Source organism: Novosphingobium sp. GW821-FHT09E05, assembly GCF_059416165.1.
This window is the reverse complement of the sequence record NZ_JBWKOQ010000001.1, coordinates 1,144,179-1,167,949: the sequence shown is the minus strand read 5'-3', so window position 1 is coordinate 1,167,949 and position 23,771 is coordinate 1,144,179. Positions and strand designations below refer to the sequence as shown.

General features: G+C 69.4%; 17 protein-coding genes. 5 read left to right on the top strand and 12 right to left on the bottom strand.

The features are described 5' to 3' along the window. Positions 1-22 precede the first annotated feature (22 nt). The 4 genes from AC07M9_RS05280 to ilvD form a co-directional block, all read right to left on the bottom strand. Positions 23-1,282, bottom strand: a complete 1,260-nt coding sequence (locus AC07M9_RS05280) for a class I SAM-dependent RNA methyltransferase (RefSeq protein ID WP_494881923.1) — start codon at positions 1,280-1,282, stop codon at positions 23-25. Positions 1,283-1,326: 44 nt separating this feature from the next. Continuing rightward, the gene (locus AC07M9_RS05275) at positions 1,327-2,733 is read right to left on the bottom strand and encodes an NAD(P)H-hydrate epimerase (protein ID WP_494881922.1); all 1,407 of its coding nucleotides are present in this window, start codon (positions 2,731-2,733) and stop codon (positions 1,327-1,329) included. Then, positions 2,720-3,085, bottom strand: a complete 366-nt coding sequence (locus AC07M9_RS05270; RefSeq protein ID WP_494881921.1) for a hypothetical protein — start codon at positions 3,083-3,085, stop codon at positions 2,720-2,722. The genes AC07M9_RS05275 and AC07M9_RS05270 overlap by 14 nt, the downstream gene beginning before the upstream one ends. 126 nt (positions 3,086-3,211) lie before the next feature. After that, positions 3,212-5,068, bottom strand: coding sequence for a dihydroxy-acid dehydratase (ilvD, locus tag AC07M9_RS05265; protein WP_494881919.1), 1,857 nt, complete (start codon positions 5,066-5,068; stop codon positions 3,212-3,214). A 195-nt stretch (positions 5,069-5,263) separates the two neighbouring features. Here ilvD and AC07M9_RS05260 point away from each other — a divergent pair, with 195 nt between their 5' ends. Then, on the top strand, positions 5,264-6,190 hold the full coding sequence (locus AC07M9_RS05260; protein WP_494881917.1) for a hypothetical protein: 927 nt from the start codon (positions 5,264-5,266) through the stop codon (positions 6,188-6,190). On the opposite strand, the gene AC07M9_RS05255 is transcribed toward AC07M9_RS05260, so the two are convergent. The 3 genes from AC07M9_RS05255 to AC07M9_RS05245 all read right to left on the bottom strand — a co-directional run bounded on the left by AC07M9_RS05255 (position 6,187) and on the right by AC07M9_RS05245 (position 9,476). After that, positions 6,187-6,912, bottom strand: coding sequence for an N-formylglutamate amidohydrolase (locus AC07M9_RS05255; protein ID WP_494881915.1), 726 nt, complete (start codon positions 6,910-6,912; stop codon positions 6,187-6,189). The genes AC07M9_RS05260 and AC07M9_RS05255 overlap by 4 nt on opposite strands. Positions 6,913-6,941: 29 nt before the next feature. Then, a complete protein-coding gene (locus AC07M9_RS05250; RefSeq protein WP_494881914.1) occupies positions 6,942-7,754 on the bottom strand; it encodes a 4-(cytidine 5'-diphospho)-2-C-methyl-D-erythritol kinase in 813 nt (270 codons plus the stop codon). Positions 7,755-7,829: 75 nt separating this feature from the next. Next, positions 7,830-9,476 (bottom strand): electron transfer flavoprotein-ubiquinone oxidoreductase, encoded by a 1,647-nt coding sequence (locus tag AC07M9_RS05245; protein WP_494881913.1) that lies wholly within the window; start codon positions 9,474-9,476, stop codon positions 7,830-7,832. A gap of 107 nt (positions 9,477-9,583) precedes the next feature. On the opposite strand from AC07M9_RS05245, the gene AC07M9_RS05240 reads away from it, so the two are divergent. The 3 genes from AC07M9_RS05240 (at position 9,584) to moaB (ending at position 12,708) form a co-directional block, all read left to right on the top strand. Next, entirely contained in the window at positions 9,584-10,336 is a 753-nt protein-coding gene (locus AC07M9_RS05240) for a uracil-DNA glycosylase family protein (RefSeq protein ID WP_494881911.1), read from the top strand. Between the two features lie 82 nt (positions 10,337-10,418). Then, positions 10,419-12,191 (top strand): lytic transglycosylase domain-containing protein, encoded by a 1,773-nt coding sequence (locus tag AC07M9_RS05235; protein ID WP_494883890.1) that lies wholly within the window; start codon positions 10,419-10,421, stop codon positions 12,189-12,191. After that, positions 12,181-12,708, top strand: a complete 528-nt coding sequence (moaB, locus tag AC07M9_RS05230; protein WP_494881909.1) for a molybdenum cofactor biosynthesis protein B — start codon at positions 12,181-12,183, stop codon at positions 12,706-12,708. Before AC07M9_RS05235 ends, moaB begins: the two co-directional genes overlap by 11 nt. Before the next feature lie 214 nt (positions 12,709-12,922). Here moaB and AC07M9_RS05225 read toward each other — a convergent pair whose 3' ends face one another. Beyond that, a complete protein-coding gene (locus AC07M9_RS05225) occupies positions 12,923-15,406 on the bottom strand; it encodes a TonB-dependent receptor (RefSeq protein ID WP_494881907.1) in 2,484 nt (827 codons plus the stop codon). 391 nt (positions 15,407-15,797) lie between these two features. Further along, a complete protein-coding gene (locus AC07M9_RS05220; protein WP_494881905.1) occupies positions 15,798-16,664 on the bottom strand; it encodes an alpha/beta fold hydrolase in 867 nt (288 codons plus the stop codon). A gap of 259 nt (positions 16,665-16,923) precedes the next feature. Between AC07M9_RS05220 and malQ the strand changes: the two genes are divergently transcribed. Continuing rightward, positions 16,924-18,927 carry a 4-alpha-glucanotransferase gene (gene malQ, locus AC07M9_RS05215; RefSeq protein WP_494881904.1) on the top strand — a complete coding sequence of 668 codons (2,004 nt, stop codon included), beginning with the start codon at positions 16,924-16,926 and terminating at the stop codon, positions 18,925-18,927. A 91-nt stretch (positions 18,928-19,018) separates the two neighbouring features. Here the strand turns inward: malQ and AC07M9_RS05210 are convergent, their stop codons facing one another. The 3 genes from AC07M9_RS05210 to AC07M9_RS05200 form a co-directional block, all read right to left on the bottom strand. Continuing rightward, the gene (locus AC07M9_RS05210; protein ID WP_494881903.1) at positions 19,019-20,170 is read right to left on the bottom strand and encodes an alpha-hydroxy acid oxidase; all 1,152 of its coding nucleotides are present in this window, start codon (positions 20,168-20,170) and stop codon (positions 19,019-19,021) included. Further along, positions 20,170-21,474 carry an LLM class flavin-dependent oxidoreductase gene (locus AC07M9_RS05205; protein WP_494881901.1) on the bottom strand — a complete coding sequence of 435 codons (1,305 nt, stop codon included), beginning with the start codon at positions 21,472-21,474 and terminating at the stop codon, positions 20,170-20,172. Before AC07M9_RS05205 ends, AC07M9_RS05210 begins: the two co-directional genes overlap by 1 nt. Positions 21,475-22,087: 613 nt before the next feature. Then, positions 22,088-23,722 (bottom strand): alpha-D-glucose phosphate-specific phosphoglucomutase, encoded by a 1,635-nt coding sequence (locus AC07M9_RS05200; protein ID WP_494881900.1) that lies wholly within the window; start codon positions 23,720-23,722, stop codon positions 22,088-22,090. Positions 23,723-23,771: the final 49 nt, after the last annotated feature.

Genomic DNA, 23,771 nt, shown 5'->3' with positions numbered 1-23,771 from the left:
AAAGGGGATGGCGCCTCGCGCGCTATCCCCGAACGAAGTAGCTCGCCAGTTCCACATGCGTGGACCAGCGGAACTGCCCCACCGGCCGCAGTTCCGCGAGGCGGAATCCCGCTTCGATCAGCCGCGCCGCGTCGCGCGACCAGCTCGACGGGTTGCAGCTGATATAGACCACGCGCGCCACAGTGGAATCCGCGATGCACTCTACCTGCTCGCGCGCACCGGCACGCGGCGGGTCGAGCAATACGGCGGAGAAGCGCGCCAGTTCGTCGGGCTGGAGCGGGTTGCGGAACAGGTCGCGGTGGGCGCTGAAGATCGGCAGCTGCGCGCGGTCGGCGCCCGCCTTGCAGGCCTGGTGGATGTCGCGCGCGGCTTCGGCGGCGTAGACCTTGGTTTCCGGCCCCGCGAGCGCGAAGGCGAAAGTGCCCAGTCCCGAGAACAGGTCCGCCACGGTCGGCGCGCCCGCCAGCCATTCGCGCGCGGCGGCCACGAGCGTCTCCTCGCCGTCCTTGGTCGCCTGGAGGAAGCAGCCCGGGGGGAACGGAACCTTTACGCCGCCCAGCGTGACCGTCGCCGGCACCGGCTCCCACACCGTCTCGAAGCCGTAGCCGCCGTCCATGGTCAGGCGCGCGAGCTTGTGCTCCTGCGCGAAGGCGAGCATCGCCTCGGTGGCGGCGAGGCCCTCGGCGGTCAGGCCCTTGACGCCGAGGTCGACGCCCTGGTCCACCAGCGTCATCTCGATATCGGCCGCCATGCGCGGCGTGGCGTGCTTCGCGGACTTGCCCGGACGGCCGCCCTTCTTCGCGGGCGCGGCCTTGCCCATGGTGATGAGCAGCTTGCGCATGGGGCCGAGCAGCGCGATGAATTCGGGCGCGAGGACGTGGCATTCCTCGATCTCGACCAGGCGGTGCGACTTCGCCTCGCGGAAGCCGATGACCACGCGGCCGCCCGAACTCTCGGCGCGCAGCGAGGCGCGGCGGCGGCTCATCGGCGGCGACAGGTAGGGCGCGCCCAGCACCTGCGCACCCAGCTCCTGCGCGGCCGAGGCATTGGCGACGCGGCCCTCGACGAAGGCGGCAAGGCTCTCCTCGTCGAGCTGCTGGAGCTGGCAGCCGCCGCAGGTGCCGAAGTGCCGGCACGGCGGCTGGACATGGTGCGGGCCCCATTCGAGCGTGCCGTCGATGGCCAGCATGTCGCCCGGCGCTGCGCCCCAGGCGAAGCGGCCGGACGCGGTCACGCCGTCGCCCTTGGAGGCGACGCGCAGGATTTCCTCGGATTCGTTCATGGCGCGCCCCTAGCAGGACGGGCCGGAATAGAACAGACGGGCGTTCAGCCGGCCCGGAGACACTCCGCCAGCGCCGCAGGCACGCGCTCGGCCAGTTGCCCGGCGGTGAAGCCCGGCGGGCAGAGCCGCGCCGCCTCGCCGTGGAGCCAGACGCCTTCGCAGGCGGCCTCGAACGCGCCGAGCCCGGTGGCAACGCGGCTGGCGATCACGCCTGCCAGCACGTCGCCCGTCCCCGCCACCGACAGCCACGAGGATGCGCGCGGTGCACAGGCCAGCCGTCCGTCGGGCGCGGCGACGGCGGTGTCCGGCCCCTTGGCGACCACCACCATGCCGCTCGCCCGGGCCAGCGCGAGCGCGCGCTGCGGCCGCGTGCCCGCGCCTTCGAGGTCGAACGCGCGTTCGAGCGCGGCCAGTTCGCCCTCGTGCGGGGTGGCGATGGTGGGCGCGGTGCGCTCGGCCAGGTGGCGCGGCGCAAGCAGCATCAGCGCGTCGGCGTCGACCACCGCTGCCGCCCGGTCCGCCAGTGCCACGGCCAGACGCTCGCGGGCGGCGCTGTCGCGACCGAGGCCGGGACCGACCAGCACCGCGCGGTTGCGGTCGTCGGTCAGCACGTCCGACAGCGGCCCGGTATCCACCACGAGGTCGGCGGGTGCGTTGGGCCCGGACCCGGCGAACAGCTTGACGTAGCCCGCCCCTGCCCCCTGCGCCGCGATCGAGGCGAGGATGGCCGCGCCCGGCATCGCGCCGCCGACCACCGCCAGCAATCCGCGCCGGTACTTGTGCGAGTCCGGCGCCGGAGCCTTGATGCGCGGCCGCGTAATCGCCCGCGCTGCGCCGTCGACGGCTTCGACGCCGATCGACACCAGCCGCAGCGCGCCCATGCGGACGGTTGCCGGCATCAGGAAATGCGCGAATTTCCAAGCGCCGAGCGCGATCGTCAGATCGTAGTCGGGCAACCCTTCGCCCAGCAACGCGCCGGAGTCCGCCTGAACCCCGCTCGGGACGTCGATGGCGACAAGACGGCTATGCGAGGCCGCGAGGCTGGACAGCAATGCGAAATGTGCGGGCGTAAGGGGGCGGGTCAGGCCGCTGCCGAACAGGCAGTCGACCAGCACCTCGCCCGAGACTTGCGCATCGGGATCGAGCACGTCGCCGCCGAACAGTGCGCGGGCCTTGCGGCAGGCGTCGGTGGCGGGCTCGCTGGCCACGACGACCACCGCGTTACCGCCCCGCTCGCGGATGGCTTCGGCGATGACATAGCCGTCGCCGCCGTTGTTGCCGGGGCCGCAGAGCACGGTGACTTTGTGGTGTCCGGCAAGGCGCCAGACCCATTCCGCCGCGCCGCGCCCTGCGACCTGCATCAGCGCATCGACGCTCGATCCGGCGTCGATCAGCCGGCCTTCCGCGCTGCGCATCTGCGCCGCGGTGAGGATCTGGTCATTTGCCGGCATCGGCTTTCTTCGTCGCTGGGAACAGGTAGCGGTCGGCGCCCACGGTGACGTCGAGCTTGCCGCCCTCAAGGCGCGTGACGGCCTTCTCCGCGCCGTCCGCGACCGCGAGGCCCGACCCGTCGGTCATGACGTCGAAGCGCCGGAACGCGCCGTCCGGGTGACGCACCACGAGCGTGAGCTTGCCGTCCGCCTCGGACCGCTCGACCGAACAGACCGGCTTCAGTTCCGCCGATCCGCCGACCGCGCACGCGATATGCTCGCTTCCGGCCGCGACAGGCGGCGGCTCGCTGTTCGACGAGCAGGCGGTGAGCACGAGGGCGAGGGAGACGGAGCTGGCGAATTTGATGGGCATGCAGGCTTCGTACAGGGGCTGCGCCGCACGGGAAAGTGGGAAGCGGAAAAGAAAGAGGCCGGTTCACGCCCCCGCGTGACCGACCTCCCTGTCTCCGAACGGTCCCGCTTGCGCAGGATTGAAGGCTTATTTCCGCTTGAGCTGCGTCACGTCGCGGATGGCGCCCTTGGACGCGCTGGTGGTCATCGCCGCGTAGGCCTGGAGCGCGGCCGAGACCTTGCGCGGGCGCGGGTGCACCGGCGACCAGGCGTCGTCGCCGCGCGCTTCCTGCTGCGAGCGGCGGTGGGCCAGCACTTCGTCCGAGACCATCAGGTTGATGGTGCGGCCGGGGATGTCGATCTCGATGGCGTCGCCGTTCTCGACGAGGCCGATCTCGCCGCCCTCGGCCGCTTCGGGCGAGGCGTGGCCGATCGAGAGGCCCGAGGTGCCGCCCGAGAAACGCCCGTCGGTCAGCAGCGCGCAGGCTTTGCCCAGGCCCTTCGACTTGAGGTAGCTGGTGGGGTAGAGCATTTCCTGCATGCCCGGCCCGCCGCGTGGCCCTTCGTAGCGGATGACGACGACGTCGCCCGCGCCGACCTGCCCGCCGAGGATGCCCGCGACCGCCGCGTCCTGGCTTTCATAGACGCGCGCGGTGCCGTTGAACTTGAGGATGCTCTCGTCCACACCGGCGGTCTTCACGATGCAGCCGTCGCGCGCGATGTTGCCGTAGAGCACGGCGATGCCGCCGTCCTGGCTGAACGCATGCTCCTTCGAGCGGATGACGCCGTTCTCGCGGTCGAGGTCGAGTTCCTCCCAGCGGGCCGACTGGCTAAACGCGGTCTGCGTCGGCACGCCGCCGGGCGCGGCCTTGTAGAAATGCTCGACCGAAGGTTCGGTGGTGCGGCTGATGTCCCAGCGCTCGATCGCCTCGGCCAGCGTCCTCGTATGGACGGTCGGCAGGTCGGTGTGCAGGAGCCCCGCGCGTTCGAGCTGGCCGAGGATGGCGTAGATGCCGCCGGCGCGGTGGACGTCCTCCATGTGGACGTCCGACTTGGCCGGGGCGACCTTGGAGAGGCAGGGCACCTTGCGGCTGAGGCGGTCGATGTCGGCCATGGTGAAGTCCACGCCCGCTTCGGCGGCGGCGGCGAGAAGGTGGAGCACGGTGTTGGTCGATCCGCCCATGGCGATGTCGAGGCTCATGGCGTTCTCGAACGCCTTGAAGCTGGCGACATTGCGCGGCAGGACGCTCTCGTCCTCCTGCTCGTAGTAGCGGTGGCACATGTCCACGGCGACGCGGCCCGCTTCGAGGAACAGGCGCTCGCGGTCGGAGTGGGTCGCCAGCGTCGAGCCGTTGCCCGGCAGCGAGAGCCCCAGCGCCTCGGTCAGGCAGTTCATCGAGTTGGCGGTGAACATGCCCGAGCACGAGCCGCAGGTCGGGCAGGCCGAACGCTCGATCGCGGCGACTTCCTCGTCGGTGTAGCTCTCGTCGGCGGCGGCGACCATCGCATCGACGAGGTCGAGCGCCTGGACCTTGCCCTTGAGGATCACCTTGCCGGCCTCCATCGGGCCGCCGGACACGAACACGGCGGGGATGTTGAGGCGCATCGCGGCCATCAGCATGCCCGGCGTGATCTTGTCGCAGTTGGAGATGCAGACCATGGCGTCGGCGCAGTGGGCGTTGACCATGTATTCCACGCTGTCGGCGATGAGGTCACGGCTGGGCAGCGAGTAGAGCATGCCATCGTGGCCCATGGCGATGCCGTCATCGACCGCGATGGTGTTGAATTCCTTGGCGACGCCGCCCGCCGCCTCGATCTCGCGCGCGACCAGCTGGCCGAGGTCTTTGAGGTGGACGTGGCCGGGCACGAACTGCGTGAACGAGTTCACCACCGCGATGATCGGCTTGCCGAAGTCGCCGTCCTTCATGCCGGTCGCCCGCCACAGGCCGCGCGCGCCCGCCATGTTGCGGCCGTGGGTCGAGGTGCGCGAACGATAGGCGGGCATTGTCAGGGACTCCGGGTCATGGGCGCGGGGGCGCTGGATTGGGCTCGCCCCTACACGGCATTAGGTTTCAATTCAACGGCAGTTTTCGTAATTATATTTCGCGTGAGCGAAGCGGGTCGGTAAAGCCCCCCGATTGACAGGTCCGCTGCGCCGTGAAACCCTTGCGATGGGGACGTCATATGTTGGGGGGTGGACATGTCACGGTCCTACCATCTTGTTAGCTGCGCCTTTCTGGCCGCCGCGCTGCTCGCCCTTCCGGGGTGCGACGGCGGCTCGGGTCGGAACACATCCGCCAGCGGCGGCGACTATTGCCAGATCGTCCAGGACTACGTGCCGCCCGAGGACTGCGCTGATTTCGAGAAACAGGCCGCGCGCCAGACCCCGGGTACGGCTGCGTTCAATGCTCCCAACCCGCTGCGGCGCGGCGAAAGCTTCACCGTCTGGCTCGCGGTGGCCGCCGACCGGCCGAAGCCGGTGACGGAGCCGGTTCCCCCACCGCCCCCGCCCCCGCCGCCCCCTTCGGGCGATCCCTCGGCTGCGCCTTCCGATGCCATGACCGACGATCCCGAGGTCGTCCTGCCGATGCCCCCGTCCGCGCCGACCGGCCCGCTGGCCCCGGCGCCCGAGGACGTGGTCGAGCAGATGCCAGGCCACGTCGAGCACTTCGGCATGATGGTGGGCGAATTCGTCGCCGCCGACCTGCAGGGCGACGACACCTTCGAGATCAAGACGCTGCGCGAGCGCACCCAGCGCGTGCATCTCGGCCATCCCTATCCCTCGACGGTGTGGGGCTGGCAGGTCACGCCCAAACGCGGCGGCGACCACATGATGACGATCACCACCACCGTTCAGGTCAAGGATCGCAAAGGGAATTACTGGAACGTCGTCAGCACGCCGCGCTCCTACGGCTTCAAGGTCGAGGTCACCGCGCTCGGCTATGTGCGAGATTCGCTGGAGCAGGCGCCGGTCTGGCTCAAGCTGGTCACCGCCGTGGTGGTGGCGCTGACGGCGCTGGTGCTCGCGCTCGGCAAGCTGCGCAACGGATTGCTCGAACTGCTGGGGCTGAGAAAACCGGGCGCGGACGGCAAGGCACCTCCCCCCGATGCCGGGCCGCAGGGCTAGGCGGCGAGCCCCGCCACCACGGCGCGGCAGACGCCGGTGAGCCGCTCGGCCCATTCGGCCTGTCCGGCGGCGTCGGCGATCAGGTCCTGGCGCACTTCGATGCTGAGGTACGGCAGCCCGTTGGGCTCGGCATGGCGGTTCATCGAGGCGTTGAGGAGCTTGCCAGAGTACGGCTCCTGGTCGCCGACGACGAGGCCCAGCCCTTCGAGGTAGGGAATGGCGAGGCGCGCGGCGCGTTCGTCCTGGTTGTAGAGCACGCCGACCTGCCACGGGCGCGGCTTGTCGCAGGTCGCAAGGTCGGGCGTGAAGCTGTGGAGCGACAGGATCAGCGCGGGCGGGGTATCCCGGAGCAGCGCCGCCAGCCCGGCGTGGTAGGGTTCGAAGAAGCGCGTGACCCGCCCCTGCCGCTGCTCGGGCGTCAGCATGTTGCCGGGGATGGCGTGGCCGTCGCTGACCTCGGGCATCATGCCGGGGACATCGTGCTTGCGGTTGTAGTCGCACACGAGGCGGCTGACGTTGCCGAGCCAGGCGGCGGTTCCGGAGCCGACCATCCGCTCGGCGATGCCTGCGACGCCGATGTCGATGGCGATGTGGAGTTGCATCAGCGCCGGGTCGATGCCCAGGTCGATGTCGTCGGGAACACGGTTCGAGGCATGGTCGGAGACGACGAGCACGCCGCCCGTTTGCGGCGTGCCGAGCAGACGGTGAAAATCGGATTCCAAACTGACCTCCAGACCTGACGTGCCGGACGTTATCGCAACTTGCCCGCCATTTGCCACCACCGGGGCCAGGCTTTCGTCAGCTTTTCCGCCGCCGCGTGCAATTGCGTCTCGTTCTCGTAAAGCGCGAAGCACGTCGCGCCCGATCCGGACATACGCGCGAGGAACGGATCGGTTGCGCGCAGGGCCGCCAGAACCTGCGCGATGACGGGGCAGATTGCGATCGCCGGCGCCTCGAGGTCGTTGCGGCCTTCGAGCGCGGCGGCGCGCACCGAGCCGCTCGGCATCGGCCCGCGATCGAGTCCGTCCCAGGCCTTGAACACCGGCCCGGTCGGCAGGGCCACGCGCGGGTTGACCAGCAGCACCGGGGTGCCGGTCAGGTCGCTCTCGACGGGGGCGAGGTCGGTGCCGGTACCGGTGCCGATGCAGGTTACCGATCGCACGCAGGCGGGCACGTCCGCGCCCAGCTTAGCGGCCTTCGCCTGCCAGCCGCCGGGAAGGCCGTGCGCGGCCTCGACCATGCGGAACACCGCGCCCGCGTCCGCCGACCCGCCGCCGAGGCCCGCCGCGACCGGGAGCCGCTTTTCGAGTTCGACCGCCCAGCCCGTCCCATGCGGCAGGGCGAGCAGCGCCTTCGCGACGATGTTGCCGAACGGATCGGCGATTCCTCCCGCGAACTCGCCGTGGGTGGAGAGGCTGTCGGCGCCGGCGGGGGAGGCCGAAAGCCGGTCGCCGTCATCGACGAAGGCGAACAGGGTTTCCAGCTCATGATACCCGTCCTCGCGCCGGCGGCGGACGTGGAGCGCGAGGTTGATCTTGGCGTAGGCGGTTTCCGAAAGTGTCATCGCGCCTTCCCTGAAACGACAGGAGCGCCGGGGCAACCCCGACGCTCCTTCGTTTTCGCAAATGACCTTCGGAGATCACATATTCGGGTAGTTCGGACCGCCGCCGCCTTCGGGCGTCACCCATTCGATGTTCTGGGTCGGGTCCTTGATGTCGCAGGTCTTGCAGTGGACGCAGTTCTGGGCGTTGATCTGCAATTTCGGCCCGGCCCCGGCATCGACGAATTCGTAGACGCCCGCCGGGCAGTAGCGCGCTTCCGGCCCGGCATAGATCGGCAGGTTGATCTCGGTCGGGATCGCCGGGTCCTTCAGCTTGAGGTGGACCGGCTGGTCCTCCTCGTGGTTGGTGAAGGAGTAGGCCACGCTGGTCAGGCGGTCGAAGCTGATGACGCCGTCGGGCTTGGGATAGGCGATCGGCTTGTAGAGGTCGGCGCGCTGCGTCTCGCTGGCGTCGGTGTGGTGCTTCATCGGCTTGGCGAGGCCGAAGCCGAACAGCGTGCGCAGCCACATGTCGGCGCCGGCGAGGACGGTGCCCAGCTCGGTGCCCCACTTGGCGACCATCGGCTCGGCGTTCTGCACGAGCTTCAGTTCCTTGGCGATCCAGCTGGAGCGCACGGCGTCGTCGTAGTCCTGCAGGGTGTCCGCTTCACGCCCCGCCTTGATGGCGGCGGCGATGGATTCGGCGGCGAGCATGCCGCTCTTCATCGCGGTGTGGGTGCCCTTGATGCGCGGCACGTTGACGAAGCCCGCCGAGCAGCCCGCGAGCACGCCGCCCGGGAACGCCAGCTGCGGCACCGACTGCCAGCCGCCCTCGTTGATGACGCGCGCGCCGTAGGCCACGCGCTTGCCGCCTTCGAGGATCGCGCGGATTTCCGGGTGCTGCTTCCAGCGCTGGAATTCCTCGAACGGGTAGACGTAGGGGTTCTTGTAATCGAGCGCAGTGACGAAGCCGAGCGCGACCTGGTTGTTGGCCTGGTGGTAGAGGAAGCCGCCGCCCCAGCTGTCGCTCTCGCTCATCGGCCAGCCCTGGGTGTGGATCACCCGGCCGGGGACGTGCTTGTCCGCCGGGATGTCCCAAAGCTCCTTGATGCCGAGGCCGTAGATCTGCGGCTGGCAGTTCGCTTCGAGGTCGTACTTCGCCTTGAGCCGCTTGGTCAGGTGGCCGCGCGCGCCTTCGCAGAAGACGGTGTACTTGCCGAGCAGGTTCATGCCGGGCTGGAAGTCGCCCTTCTCGTTGCCTTCGCGGTCGACGCCCATGTCGCCGGTCTGCACGCCGACGACGGCACCCTTGTCGTCGTAGAGGATTTCGGCGGCGGGGAAGCCGGGGAAGATCTCGATCTCGAGCGCCTCGGCCTGCTCGGCCAGCCAGCGGCACAGGTTGCCCAGCGAACCGGTGTAATTGCCGTGGTTCGACATGAAGGGCGGCTGGATCAGGTGCGGAAGACCGATCTTGCCCTTCTTCGTCAGGTGCCAATGCCAGTTGTCGGTCACCGGCGTCTCGGCCAGCGGGCAGCCGTCCTCGCGCCAGGTGGGCAGCAGCTCGTCGAGCGCCTTGGGGTCGATCGTCGCGCCCGAGAGGATGTGGGCGCCGATCTCGGAGCCCTTTTCGAGCACGCAGACCTGCAGTTCGGGATCGACCTGCTTGAGCCGGATCGCCGTGGCCAGGCCCGCAGGTCCACCGCCGACGACGACGACGTCGTAAGGCATCTCTTCGCGTTCAATCATGGCAGCCCCGTCAAATTCCGTGTTTGCCCATAGCCTTTTGGCTTAGTCGAGCGATTAAATCGTCTTGAGCCTTGATTGCTCCCGCGCGGCAGGTCAAGACCCGCGCGATGGATCAACCGCCAAATCCTGAATTTCTGCACGATATCACAGGTGCGCTCGACTGGTGGCGCGAGGCGGGCGTGGACAGCGACTTCCTCGACGAACCCGTCACCTGGCTCGCGCCGACCGAGGCGGAGGGCCAACGCCCCGCCGATCGCCGCCCGCCGCGTCCGCCCGTCGCCGACGTCGATGCCCCGCCGCCGCCCGCCCGTCTCGACCCGGCCGCCCTGCCCGTCGACCTCGCCGCCTTCGCCGCCTGGTGGATGAGCGAGCCGCTGCTGGGCGGAGGCGACCTCGCCGCCCGCGTCGCGCCGCAGGGACCCGCCGGCGCCGAGATCATGGTCGTCGTCGAGGAACCCGAAGCCGAGGACAGCGGCGCGCTGCTCACGGGCACGCAGGGGCGCCTGCTCGACGCCATCCTCGCCGCCTTCGGCACCCGGCGCGAGGAGGTGTACCTCGCCAGCGCCCTGCCGCGCCACACGCCGGGCGCCGACTGGGCCCAGGCGGGCGCGTTCGGGCTCGGCCAGGTGCTCACGCATCACGTAGGGCTGGTGGCTCCGAAGCGGCTGTTCGTGCTCGGCAGCAACGTCCTGTCGCTAATCGGCCACGAATCGCCGCAACGGCCTGCCGTTTTACGAAGTTTCAACCATGAAGGGCGATCGATACCCCTGCTTGCCTCCTGGGCCCTGCCCTCGCTGCTCGGTCAACCGCGCGCGAAGCCGGTGCTCTGGAAGGCTTGGCTGGAATGGACGTCGGCTTGAAACGTCCGTCTCCCGCCGGCAGGCATCGCACAGGATCGCGGGGAAAAAGATTTTGAAACGAATTACCAGGGCCGGCCCCGGCCTGACCAGAACGGGACTGCTGGCCGGGCTTGCCTTCGCCGCGACCGTTTCGGCCGTTCCCGCCTTCGCCAACAGCGCGGCGGTCGACTATTTCCGGACCCGCGCGGACCGCACCGCCGTCCCCTCGCTGCTGAGCCAAGACGACCGGGCATATTACAAGCAGGTGTTCGACGCGATCGACGGCAAGGACTGGGCCACCGTCAAGCTGCTGCTCGCCCAGCGCCCCGACGGACCGCTGCACCAGCAGGTCCGCGCCGAATACTACCTCGCCTCCGGCTCCCCCAAGATCGAGCTGGCCGAACTCCAGTCCTGGCTCTCGCAGGGGGCTGAGCTTCCGGGCGCCGACCAGATCAGCCGCCTTGCCCTCAAGCGTGGGGCGGAAAGCGTCCCCGCCCTCCCCAGCGAACAGAGCTTCGCGCGCCTGCCCTCGATGTCGAAGCGCGTGCGTCCCGCCTCGATCGAGGACGGGACGATGCCCGGCTCCATATCGGCCGGCATCCTCGACCGCATCAAGAACGACGACCCGATGGGCGCCCGTCTGCTGCTCGACGGCATCGACGCGAATCTCAGCACCTCGACGCAGGCCGAATGGCGCCAGAAGGTCGCCTGGAGCTTCTATATCGAGAACCAGGACGCGCAGGCCTACCAGATGGCCCAGCTCGCCGCGCTCGGCACCGGGCCGTGGGTGGGCGAGGCCTGGTGGGTCGCCGGGCTCGCCGCCTGGCGGCTGGGTGACTGCGACGGCGCTGCCGATGCCTTCGGCCGCACCGCCCAGTCCTCCGAGAATGCCGAGCTGACCAGCGCCGCGCACTACTGGAAGAGCCGCGCGCTCGTGCGCTGCCGCAAGCCCGAGCAGGCCGCCGCCGCGCTGCGCCTCGCCGCCGCGCGCGACGAGACGCTCTACGGCATGCTCGCGTCCGAACAGCTCGGCCTCAGGATCCCCGAGCAGCACGCCGCCGCCGACTTCACCCAGGCCGACTGGCAAGCCTTGCGCGCCAATCCCAACGTCCGCGCCGCGGTGGAACTCGCCGAGATCGGCAAGGACAGCCTCGCCGACGAAGTGCTGCGCCACCAGGCCCGCATCGGCAGCGCCTCGGAATACGCCCCCCTCACCCGCCTGGCACGCGACCTCGGCCTGCCCGGCACGCAGCTGTGGATGGCCTACAACGCGCCCTACGGCGGCAAGCCCGAACCGGCGACGCGCTTCCCGACGCCCAAGTGGACGCCGGTCGGCGGGTGGAAGGTCGATCCGGCGCTGGTCTATGCCCATGCGCTGCAGGAATCGGTGTTCCGCGCCAATGTCGTCAGCCCTGCGGGCGCGCGCGGCCTCATGCAGATCATGCCCGCCGCCGCGCAGGACCATGCCGCCGCGCTCGGCGTGTCGGGCAACGCGACCGACCTCAACAAGCCGGAAGTGAACCTCGCCTTCGGCCAGCGCCATCTCGAGACGCTGAGGAACGACCCCGGCACGCAAGGGCTCCTGCCCAAGGTGATGGCCGCCTACAACGCCGGCCCGCTGCCCGTGCGCCGCTGGAACACCGAGGTGAATTGCCAGGGCGATCCGCTGCTCTGGATCGAATCTCTCCCCTACTGGGAGACGCGCGGCTACGTGAACATCGTCATGCGCAACTACTGGATGTACGAACGCCAGGCCGGCGGCGCGTCCGAAAGCCGCATGGAACTGGCGCAGGGCGAGTGGCCGACCTTCCCCGGCCTCGCCGGATCGCAGGGCGTGCGCATGGCCTCGAACGGAGCCCTGCTGCGTGGCCGTTGACCTGTCGCGGACGTTCAAGCCCATCAACATCGCCCTGCTCACCGTCTCCGACACCCGCACGGCCGAGAACGATACCTCGGGCGACATCCTCGCCCAGCGTATTATCGACGCCGGCCACAATCTCGTGCGCCGCACCATCGAGCGCGACGACGCCGCGCAGATCGCCGACCTGCTGAACGGCTGGATCGACGATCCCGAAGTGGACGCCGTCGTCTCCACCGGCGGCACCGGCCTGACGGGGCGCGACGTCACGCCCGAAGCGCTAGGCCGACTGGGCGGGCGAGAGATCCCCGGCTTCGGCGAGCTGTTCCGCTGGCTCAGCTACAAGACCATCGGCACCTCCACCGTGCAGAGCCGCGCCATGGCGGTCGTCGCGCGCGGGACGTACCTGTTCGCGCTCCCCGGCTCGAACGGGGCGGTCAAGGACGGCTGGGACGGCATCCTTGCCGAACAGCTCGACAGCCGCAACCGCCCCTGCAATTTCGTCGAACTGATGCCGAGGCTGCTGGAAGTCTGAGAGGCCGGGCCAATTCCTCCCCATCGCTTCGCGACAGGGAGGATCGGCCGCGATGCCACGCATACGACCTCATCGGCAAAACCCCGCCGTCCCCGCGAAGGTTTGGACGACGGAGGGTTAGGCCGACCCGACAACGCCCGCGCCAAGCCCTGTGGACAACTCCGGCAAAACCGGTGGATGGCCCGGCATAACCCGCCCGCCATCCAACTGCGGGTCAGGAGCCGAAGCGGTACTTCAGGCGGAAACCATACATCTGCGGCTCGTTCACGATCTGCGATTCCATGCCGAACGAGGCGTAGGCGTTGTTGACGTTGAGCGGGAACTTGTCCTTCGTGACGTTGGTCATGAAGAACGAGGCGTCGATCGGCGCGCCGAGCACGTCGTTCCAGTTGGCGTTGAGGTTCAGCAGGTTGCTTGGCGGCGCGTTGCGGAACTGCGGCGCGGTGGCAAGGCTCAGGACCTGCTCGCTGGTGTAGACGTATGTCGCGCCGAAGCTGATTTTGCCGATGCTGTCGTCGAGCGGGAGCGTGTAGCTGCCCGTCAGCGTCAGGCGATGCTTGGGCGACAGCGCCAACCGCCCGCCCTCGACTGCGGTGGGGACGAGCGCGGTGTAGAACTGCGCGGCCTCGGCAGGCACTTCCGGGGGCGTGAGCTTGAGCACCTCGGTGTTGAGGTAGGTATAGCCCGCGTCGACCTTCAGCCCGTCCAGCAGGCTCACCGAGGTATCGACCTCGACGCCCCAGATGCGCGACTTGCCCGCGTTGACGATGGCGTTGCCGCCGATGAACGGGTTGCCCGGACGCGGATTGCGGATCAGCGCGGCCGAGATCTGCTGGTCGCGGAAGTCGTTGTAGAAGGCCGCTACGTTGAAATAGCCGCGGATGCCGCCGGTGCGGAAGCTGGTCTTGGCGCCCAGTTCGTAGGTATCGACCTTCTCCGGCCCCCAGGTCTCCAGCAGCACGTTGGCCGAGGCCACGCCCGCCGCGCGGTAGCCGCGCGCCCACTTGGCGTAGAGCAGCACGTCGCCGCTGCGCTTGTAGTCGAGGTCGACCAGCCAGGTCGGCTTGTCCGACTTGGCAGTGAAGGTGACGTTGCAGCGGGCATGCTCGGCGAGCGAGCCCAGCACCACGGGAGTGCCGTTGGCATTGGTCACGCGCACGGCGTTGCTGCACCCGATGGTCGTGCCGCCCGTCAGCGGGAAGCGCAGGTTGGTGCCGTCGTAGCGGTGCGTCATCGTGTCCCAGGTGTAGCGCAGGCCCCCGGTCAGGCTGAGCTGGTCGGTGAAGGCATAAGTGCCCTGCGCGTAGAGCCCCTTGCTGCGATACCAGGTCTTCTGGAACGGGATCGACATGCTCGCGCTCGACCCCGGCGGGCAGCTGACGACGGGGCCGCCGGCGAGGTAGTTCCCGAGCTGGTCGTAGGCGTTCTGGCAGTTGGTGAGCTGCGTGGTCGCCTGCGAGGTGAAGCCGATCGGGTCGCTCGCCTCGTAGTAGCCGCCGCCCTGCCAGTTGAGCTTGCCGTCGCCGCTGCGGCCCTGGAACTGCAGTTCCTCGGTCCAGGTGGACTGGCTGGCGTTGTTGTAGCCCGGCGTGTTGTTGATGCGGATCAGCGTCTGCGCCAGCTGGTTCGCGGCGTTGGTGTAGTATTCGCCCTCGAGGCTGAGGCGCGTGGTCTCGCGGAATTCGCCGTAGCTGGCGATGTTCTTGATCGTCAGCGCATCGCTGGCGGTGAGCGTGGTGGTGTTGATGACCTGCCAGGTCTGCATGTGCAGGCGCGGGTCGGGCTCGGAATTCTCGACGTCCCACCAGCCGTCGCCGCGCGCGTCCTGGCGGTCGACCTGCCGCTGGCAGAACGTGGCCAGCGGCGAGGCCGGGTTGCAGCCCACGACGCGGGCGATCGTGCCGTAGCTGTCCGCGTCCGAGAAGCTGGCGATCGTGTAGTTCTCGAGGTCCGGCGTCAGTTCGGCGAGCACGGACAGGCGCGCGGCGATGAAATTCGAATTGCCCAGCGCGTCGGGCCCGATGCCCGAGTGGTTCTCGAGATAGCCGTCGCGCTTCATGCGGTCGATGCCGAGGCGGACCTTGAAGGTGTCGGCCAGCGGCAGGTTGATGACCGCCTGCACGCGGCGCTGGTCGTAGTTGCCGAGCGTGCCCTCGACGTAGCCTTCGAGCATGTCGGTCGGGCGGCGGGGCACCAGCAGCACCGCGCCGCCGGTGGTGTTGCGGCCGAACAGCGTGCCCTGCGGGCCTTTGAGCACCTGCACGTTCTGCAGGTCGAACATCGCGCCCACGCCCACGCCGTTGCCCGAGGTGGTCGAGCCGCCGGCGCGCGGGGCGACGACGTCGGCGAAGTAGGTGCCCACCGATGGCTGCGTGGCGAGGTCCTGCACGAAGCCGCGGATCACGAACGAGGCCTTCTCCGGCCCGTACTTGGCGTTGAGTGAGAGCGAGGGGGTGTAGGTGGCGAGGTCCGCCGTGCTGACGACGTTGCGCTGGGTCAGCTGGTCCTGGTTGAACACGGTCATCGAGATCGGCACGTCCTGCAGCCGCTCCTCGGTGCGGCGCGCGGTGACGACGATGGCGTTCGGATCGACCACGTCATCGGCGGCGGTGTCCTGCGCGATGGCGGGGGTGGCCAGCGCGGCCACCGCCAGGCTCGTGCCCAGTGCCAGGACGCGGCGGATCTCGGATCGGTTCATTGTCTTCCCTCCCTGTACCTCGCGGGCGGGCCCTTGCCGGACCCTGCCCCCATGCGTTCGAGAGCCCGCGCGGGCCATGGGGGAGAAGCTGGGAAAACGGCGCGGAGGCGCCTGCCCCGGTGCTTCCAGTGATCCTCCCCGGGGGTGGTCGGACCTGTCGCCCGCCGCCTCTCGTTCAGCCCGAACGTCGCTCCAATATTGTACACCTGTCAAGTGCGGGCGGGATCACCGCTCGTCCCCAACGGCTGCCGGAGCGCCCGCGCGCCCGCGCGGAACGAGCGATCGTCGCTCCAATATTGCATACTGACAACAACTTACCCGATTAATCTCGAAAATGTCCGCCACACGCCGCGCCGTCGCCCCGACGATGCTTCATGCCCGGCACGAATTGTCACCCGCCGATGAAGTCGAGGATCTGCGGCACCAGTTTCGGCCACGAGCGGAACAGCGTGTGCCCCTCGGTGCCCGACATGGTCTGGGCCGAGCGGTAGTTCCACTCGTCGTCGTTCCACGGCGGATCGAGGAACAGCGAGTGCGGCACCAGCCGGTGGACCCATTCCGAGGTCGCGCGGGTGTGCGAGAGATCGCTCTTGCCGCTGCGGAACACCAGCGTGGGCATCGTCAGCCGGGCGAAGTCGCGCGGGGTCATGCCGGGCACCGGGGTGATCGGCGAAGGCACGTAGGCCGCTGCCCACTTCTGCATCACGGCGATGAACTTGTCCGGGTCCTGCGCCCTGATGAACGTGCGCGACTGTTCGCTCTTGGCGAAGTTCTCTGCCCAGCTGGTGGCTTTCAGCACCGCTTCCATGCCCCCCACGCTCGCCAGCGATCCCGCCTCGCCGCAGTAGTAGGTGGCCAGCTGCATGAGGCCGATCGGGTCGCCCGAGATCCACCACAGCGCGAGGTGCGAGCAGATTTCCGGATCGCGCGCCGCCGCCAGCATCGAGACGCGGCTGCCGCCCGATCCGCCCGCGATCACCGTCGGCCCGAGGCCCAGCTTGCGGATCAGGCCCGAGAGCGCCTCGGCCTGCATCTCCGATTCGCTCTCGCCCAGCAGGCAGGCGTCGGAGAGGCCGCAGTTGGGTCGGTCGTAGATCAGCACGCGGCGGCCGGCCTTGACGAACTCGTCCGCCATCTCGCGCAGGCCCGGCACGTCCATGGTGAAGCGCCCCCCCGGCGTCAGCGCGATGGCCGGATCGCCTTCCTTGCCCAGCAGTTCGTAGGCGATGCCGATCCCGCCGATGTCGATCTTGGCCATCTGTTCTCTCCCTTGTCTTTGCGGGCATCGTCGAGCGCCGGGGCCGAGGGCGCAAGTCCCCGCCTTGGAACGATCGCCCGCGCGGTTCGCGAGGGGGGGCGGGTCAGGGCGGTTGCCGGATCGGCCCATCCCAACCACCCCGTCGTCCCCGCGCGACAAAAAGCCCAGCCCCCGACTTCACTCGACACAAACCGAGCGAGGTGCTTCAACCCGACCGACCACCCTCCACTCGCACCGCCGCAAGGAGCGAAGACCCCGGATGCAGCCAGTCCAGATGCCCGAACTCCACCGACTGGCCGAGGCTATCGGCCTCATGCGCATCTGGTGGAGCTCGGAAGGGGTCGAGCAGACGGTTGGCGATGCCTCGCTGGCAGCCATTGCGACGGCGCTGGGCTATCCCGCCGACACGCCCGCCGAGATCGCCGCCAGCCTCGAACTGGTCCGCCGCGAACGCATCGAAGCGCCGGTGATGCTGGTCACCGACGTCGGCGCGGCGACACCTCTGCCGCCGAGCTTCGCCCGGGCGGAACTGACGGGATCGGATGGCACCGCGCGCAGCCTCGACACCTCCGGCTGGACGCTGCCGCCGGTGGACGAGCCGGGCTACTACCCGCTCACCCTCAATGGCCACGCCCTCACCCTCGCCGTCGCCCCGCGCGAATGTCCCTCGGTCGAGGCGCTGGGCGAGGGCCGCATATGGGGCCCGGCGGTGCAGATCCCCGCCCTGCGCGGCGCGGCGCCGCGTCCCTTTGGAACCTGCGCCGAACTCGCCGAGGCGGTCGATGCCTTCGCCGCGCGCGGTGCGGATGCGCTGGCGATCAACCCGGTCCACGCGCTGTTCGCCGGGCATGGCCACGATTTCAGTCCCTATTCGCCCTCCAGCCGCCTCTACTTCAACGGCGCGATGGGCGACCCCGCGCTGCTGGGCCTGCCGCCGCTGCCCCACGATACGATCCATGCCGAGGGCCTGATCGACTGGGAAAGCGCCCTGCCCTGCCGCCTGGCGCAGCTGCGCACGGTGTTCGCCGGGCTCGACGCGGCCACCCACGAGCGGATCGCGCGCGACAATGCCCCGCACGGCGAGGGCCTGAAGCGCCAGGCGCTCTACGACGCGCTCGACGTCCATTTCCGCGCGCGCGGCGCGCACGGCTGGCAGGCCTGGCCCTCGGTGTACCATGACCCCGACGGCGCGGCGGTGGCCCGCTTCGCGCGGGAGAACGCGGAGGAAGTGGCCTTCCACCTGTTCACCCAGTGGCTGGCGCGCGAGAGTCTCGCCGTGGTGCAGGCGCGGGCGCGGGAGGCGGGCATGGCGGTCGGGCTGCTCGCCGACCTCGCGGTGGGGGTGCACACCGGCGGCGCCGATGCCTGGTCGATGGGCGACGCGCTGCTGCAGGGGCTGACGATCGGCGCGCCGCCCGATCCGCTGGGGCCGCTCGGGCAGAACTGGATGCTTACCGGCTTCAGCCCACGCGGCCTCGCGCGCAGCGGCTATGGCCCGTGGATCGCGACCCTCCGCACCGCGCTGGCGACCTCGGGCGCGCTGCGCATCGACCATGCCTTCGGCCTCGCACGGCTATGGGTCGTGCCCGAAGGCCAGCCGTCCAGCGCGGGCGCGTACCTGCGCTACCCGTTCGAGGACCTCGTGCGCCTCGTGGCGCTGGAAGCGCACCTCGCCGGCGCGCTGATCGTCGCCGAGGATCTCGGCACCTTCCCCGACGGCTTCGGCCCGGCCATCACCGCACGCGGCATGCTGGGCATGCGCGTGCTGTGGTTCGAGCGCGCGCAGGACGACGGCTTCATCGGCGCCGCCGACTATGCCGCGCAGGCCGTCGCCATGACCGGCACCCACGACACCGCCACCGTCGCCGGCTGGTGGAGCGGGCGCGACCTCGATTGGGCCGAGAAGCTGGGCCGACTGCCGGCAGACATGACGCGGGCGCTGGCCGAGCAGCGCCGGGATTGGGACCGGGGCCTGCTCTGGGCGACGCTCACGGGCGATAGCGCACCGCGTCCTTCGCCCGATGATCCGGCTCCGGTGGTGGAGGCGGCGCTGCGCCACATCGGCCGCACCCCCTGCGGGCTCGCCATCGCGCCGCTCGAGGACCTGCTGGCGCAGCGCGAGCAACCCAACCTGCCCGGCACGATCACCGAGCATCCGAACTGGCGGCGCCGGCTGGACGCGCCGCTGTCGGTGCTGCTGGAGGAGCCGGGTACGGCGGCTCGGGTGGCCGCACTGGACGCAGAGCGCAAGGCCGGGGCCTGATCCTCCCCAATATCAAACCACCATCGCCCGCGCGCATGCGCCCCCCCTGCGCGGGGTCAAGCGTGGTTTGGGTGGGCGCCGATGCGGCCAATCAGCCCCGATATGTCCCCGGTACCAGATAGCTGCGGTCGAGTTCATCCAGCCGGGTCACGCCCAGCATCGCCATCCCCACGTCGATCTCGTTCGCCAGCAGGTCTATCGCATGGCGAGCCCCCGCCTGCCCCCCGGCCGCGCAGCCGTAGAGCGTGGCGCGGCCGATCATCACCGCCTTGGCGCCGATCGCCAGCGCCTTGAGCACGTCGGCGCCGCGCCGCACACCGCTGTCGAACAGGACGGTGGTGCGGTCCCCCACCGCATCGACGATCCCGGCGAGCACGTCGATCGCGGGCGGCGAGCTGTCGAAGTTGCGGCCGCCGTGGTTGGACACCGCGATGCCGTCGACCCCGCGCTCCACGGCGATCTTCGCGTCCTCGGCCGAGAGCACGCCCTTGATGACCAGCTTGCCCGGCCAGCGGCGGCGGAGTTCGTCCACGTCGGTCCAGTTGACCGACGCCGAATTGGACACGCGGCTGACGGTGCCGGTCAGCTTGCCGCCGACCTCGGGGGGATAGTTGGCGAACTGCGGCAGACCGCCCTGCAAGTAGTAGCGGCAGATCACGGAAGCGAACCACGAGGGCCGCTTGAGGAAGTCCGACACCAGCGTCCCGTTGGGCCGGATCGGGTTCGACATGCCGGCGCGCTTGTTGAATTCGCGCAGCGGCCACATCGGCGTGTCGACGGTGAGGACGATCACGTCCGCCCCGTTCTCGCGCGCCGCGTCCACCACGGCCCACGACAGGTCCCGCCGCTCCCACAGGTACATCTGCATCCAGTGGCCCGAGGTCGCGCATTTGGCGATGTCGGCAAAGCTGGTCGTCGAGCTGGTGGTCTGGGTGAAGGGGATTCCTGCCGACGCCGCCGCCGAGGCGATGGCGCGCTCGCCGCGGTGCCAGAGCAGGTCGGAAACGCCGGTCGGCGCGATCACCAGCGGCAGCGGCTGGCGGCGGCCGAACAGCTCGATCTCGCTGGAGCGCTGCGACACGTCGCGCAAGGAGCGCGGCAGCAGCCGCACGTCCTGCAGCGCCGAGACGTTGCAGTTCACCAGCACGTCGTCCTCGGTGCCGCGCTCGATGAACTCCCATATCGCCCGCGGCAGGCGGCGCTTCGCCAGCTCCCTCATCTGCGCAATGTTGTGTGCCTTCATCAGAGCCCCAGGTTCTCGCGCAGCGTGGTGCCTTCGTACTCGGTCCGGTAGACGCCCTTGGCCTGGAGGATCGGCACCACCTGGTCGACGAAGTCGGTGACCGAGCTGGCCATGACGGTGGGGGTCACGTTGTAGCCGTAGCAGCCGGTTTCGCGCCAGATCCGCTCCATCTCGTCCGCCACCTGCTCGGGCGTGCCGACGATCTGCGGCTTGCCGACGGCGAGGCCCCAGCGGATCGCCACTTCCCGCAGGGTCAGCGGCTTGTCGCCCTCGATGTTGGAGAACGCCTTCATCAGCCCCTGCGAGCCCTGCGTCTGCATCTCGGCGAGCGGCTGGTCGAGGTCCATGCCGGCGAAGTCCACGCCCATGGTGCCCGACAGCCGCGTGAGGCAGGCGTCGATCGGCAGCCTGTCGACGAGGTCGGCGAGCTTGCGTTTCGCCTCCTCCTCGGTGCCGCCGACGATCGGCTGGATGCCGAAGCTGACGCCAGGCGTCTTCTTGCCCGCCGCCTTGGCCGCGTCCTCGAGGTTGGTCATGAAGCGCTTCATGCCGGGCACGTTGGGCTGGATCGAGAACACCACGTCGGCGTGGCTGACCGCGAACTGCTGGCCGCGCCCGGAGCTGCCCGCCTGGAACAGCACCGGATGGCCCTGCGGCGAGGGCGGCACCGGCGCGACGGTCTGGCACGAGAAGAACTCGCCCTGGTGGTCGATGAACTCGACCTTGGAGGGGTCGGCGTAGATGCCGCTCTCGCGGTCGGCGAGGATGGCGCCGGGCTTCACCGAGTTCCACAGCTTGTAGCAGACCTCCATGTACTCATCGGCGCGGTCGTAGCGGCGGTCGTGCTCGAGCTGGTGGAGACCCAGCGCGCGGTGTTCGCCGCGCAGGTGGCCGGTGACGATGTTCCAGCCGATCCGCCCGCCCGAGAGGTAGTCGAGCGTGCCGAGCTGGCGCACGATGGTCCAGGGCTGGTACGAACTGGTCGACATCGTCGTCGCCAGGCCGAGGTGCGTGGTCGCCGCCGCCAGCGCCGAGAGCAGCACCACGGGGTCCATGCAGGGCCAGCACACGCCGTACTTCACCGCGTCCTCGTGGCTCTCGCGGTAGCGGTCAAAGACGCCGGGGGTGTCGGCGAAGAAGATGGCGTCGAACTTGCCGCGCTCCAGCGTCTGCGCGAGTTCCTGCCACGTCCTGAGGTCGTGCAGCGCGTCGAGCCGGTTGTCGCCCGGCTGCGCCCAGCTGAGCACGGTGTGGTTGATCGGCGAATTGATCAGGAAGCTGACCAGATGGATGTGCTTGCTCATAAGGCGCGGTCCTCTCTCTTACCCGCGTGATGGCGGGGGGCGAGCCGGGAGGCAAGAGGGGACTGATCCATGATGTATACACATGGCGGGCGAGAATAGCCGATTATCGTGAAATCTGGCGTTTTGCGCGGTGCAACATATCCAATTGATCGCAGGAGCGGCTCTGCGCGGGGATGAGGAAAGCGTTCGGGGCGTCACATGCCGCTTCCCCCATGCCGTCATCCCCGCGAAGGCCGGGATCCCGCTTGTTCCTTCCAGGCCGCGCGCAAGGAAGCGGGGGCCGCCTTCGCAGGGGCGACGGTGGGACAGACCGTTTTCCTACAGGCCCGCCGCCGCGTTAGGGTCACGGCATGCTCCGGTCATGCCCCGCCGCCATCCCTCGCCCGCCGCAGGCAGCGCCATGACCATCGCACAAGGCGACACTTGCGCGGGACGCAAGGCGACACCTGTCACCACACAAGGCGACAGTTTTCGGCACAAGGCGACACTTTTACCGCCGCAAGGCGACACATCGGCACGCAAGGCGACACTTTTCGCCCCGGAAAGGCGTGTTTCCCCCCTGGACCGTGTAAACCGTGTAAACCTGTGTCGCCTTGTGCGGAGGGCCAGCCCCTCAGGTCACGACGTCGGGCGCGGTCCGGCCGGTGTGCGCCGCGATGCCGGCGATGACCTCGGCCGCGGCGATCTGCGGCCCCAGCATCGTGCCCGTCTCGGCGTCGAGGTCGCCCGCACGCGGTTCGTAGCGTTCGAGGTAGACGCGCAAGGTCGCGCCCTGCGTGCCGGTGCCCGAAAGGCGGAAGACGATGCGGCTGCCGTCCTCGAACAATACGCGGATGCCCTGGTTGGCGCTGACCGAGCCGTCGACCGGATCGGTGTACGAGAAGCTGTCGGCATGGCTGACCACCTGCGGGCCGAAGCTCTTGCCCGGCAGCGTGGCCAGCTGCGCCTTGAGGCCGTCCATGAGCGCGTTGGCGCCGGCGGTCTCGATACCCTCGTAGTCGTGCCGGGCGTAGTAGTTGCGCCCGTAGCGCGCCCAGTGCTCCTTCGCGAGCTCGTCGACGCTGATGCCGCGCACCGCCAGGATGTTGAGCCAGAGCAGCACCGCCCACAGCCCGTCCTTCTCGCGCACGTGGTCGGAACCGGTGCCCGCGCTCTCCTCGCCGCAGATCGTGACCTTGCCCGCATCGAGCAGGTTGCCGAAGAACTTCCAGCCGGTCGGCGTCTCGAAGCAGGGCACGCCCAGGCCTTCCGCGACGCGGTCGGCGGCGGCGCTGGTCGGCATCGAGCGGGCGATACCGGCGAGGCGTCCGCGGTAAGCCGGGGCGATCTGGATGTTGGCGGCAAGCATCGCCAGCGAATCGGATGGCGTGATGAAGCGCCCGCGCCCGATGATGAGGTTGCGGTCGCCATCGCCGTCCGACGCGGCGCCGATGTCGGGCGCGTCGTCCGACATCATGAGGTCGTAAAGGTCCTTGGCGTGGATCAGGTTCGGGTCGGGGTGATGCCCGCCGAAGTCCTCCAGCGGGACGCCGTTGACGACGGTGCCCGGCGCGAAGCCCAGCCGATTTTCAAGGATCTCGACGGCGTAGGGCCCGGTCACCGCGCTCATCGAATCCATGCGCATGGTGAAGCCCGAGGCCACCGCCTTGCGGATGGCGGCGAAGTCGAACAGCTCCTCCATGAGGTCGGCATAGTCCGCGACGGGATCGAGCACCGCGACGGTCAGGCCGCCGACCGAAGTCTCGCCCAGCGTGTCGAGGTCGATGTCGGGCGTCTCCACGGTCAGCCAGCGCTCGATCGTCTTGGTGCGCGCCAGCACCGCGTCGGTCACGCTTTCCGGCGCGGGGCCGCCGTTGGCGATGTTGTACTTGATCCCGAAGTCCTCGTCCGGGCCACCGGGGTTGTGGCTGGCCGAGAGGACGAGACCGCCGCTCGCCTGGTACTTTCGGATGACGTGGCTTGCCGCCGGGGTGGAAAGAATGCCGCCCTGCCCGACCAGCACGCGGCCGTAGCCGTTGGCCGCCGCCATGCGGATCGCCTGCTGGATCACGGTGCGGTTATGATAACGCCCGTCGCCGCCGATCACCAGCACCGCGCCCGGCTGCGGCTGCACGACGTCGAAGACCGACTGGATGAAGTTCTCGGCATAGCCCGGCTGCTGGAAGACCTTCACTTTCTTGCGCAGGCCCGAAGTGCCGGGCGCCTGCCCGTCGAAGGGCGTGGTCGGGACTGTGACGATCTGGGTCAAGCAAGCGTCTCCAAGTGTAGGGCGATCTTCGCGCCGGAACGGCATGTGC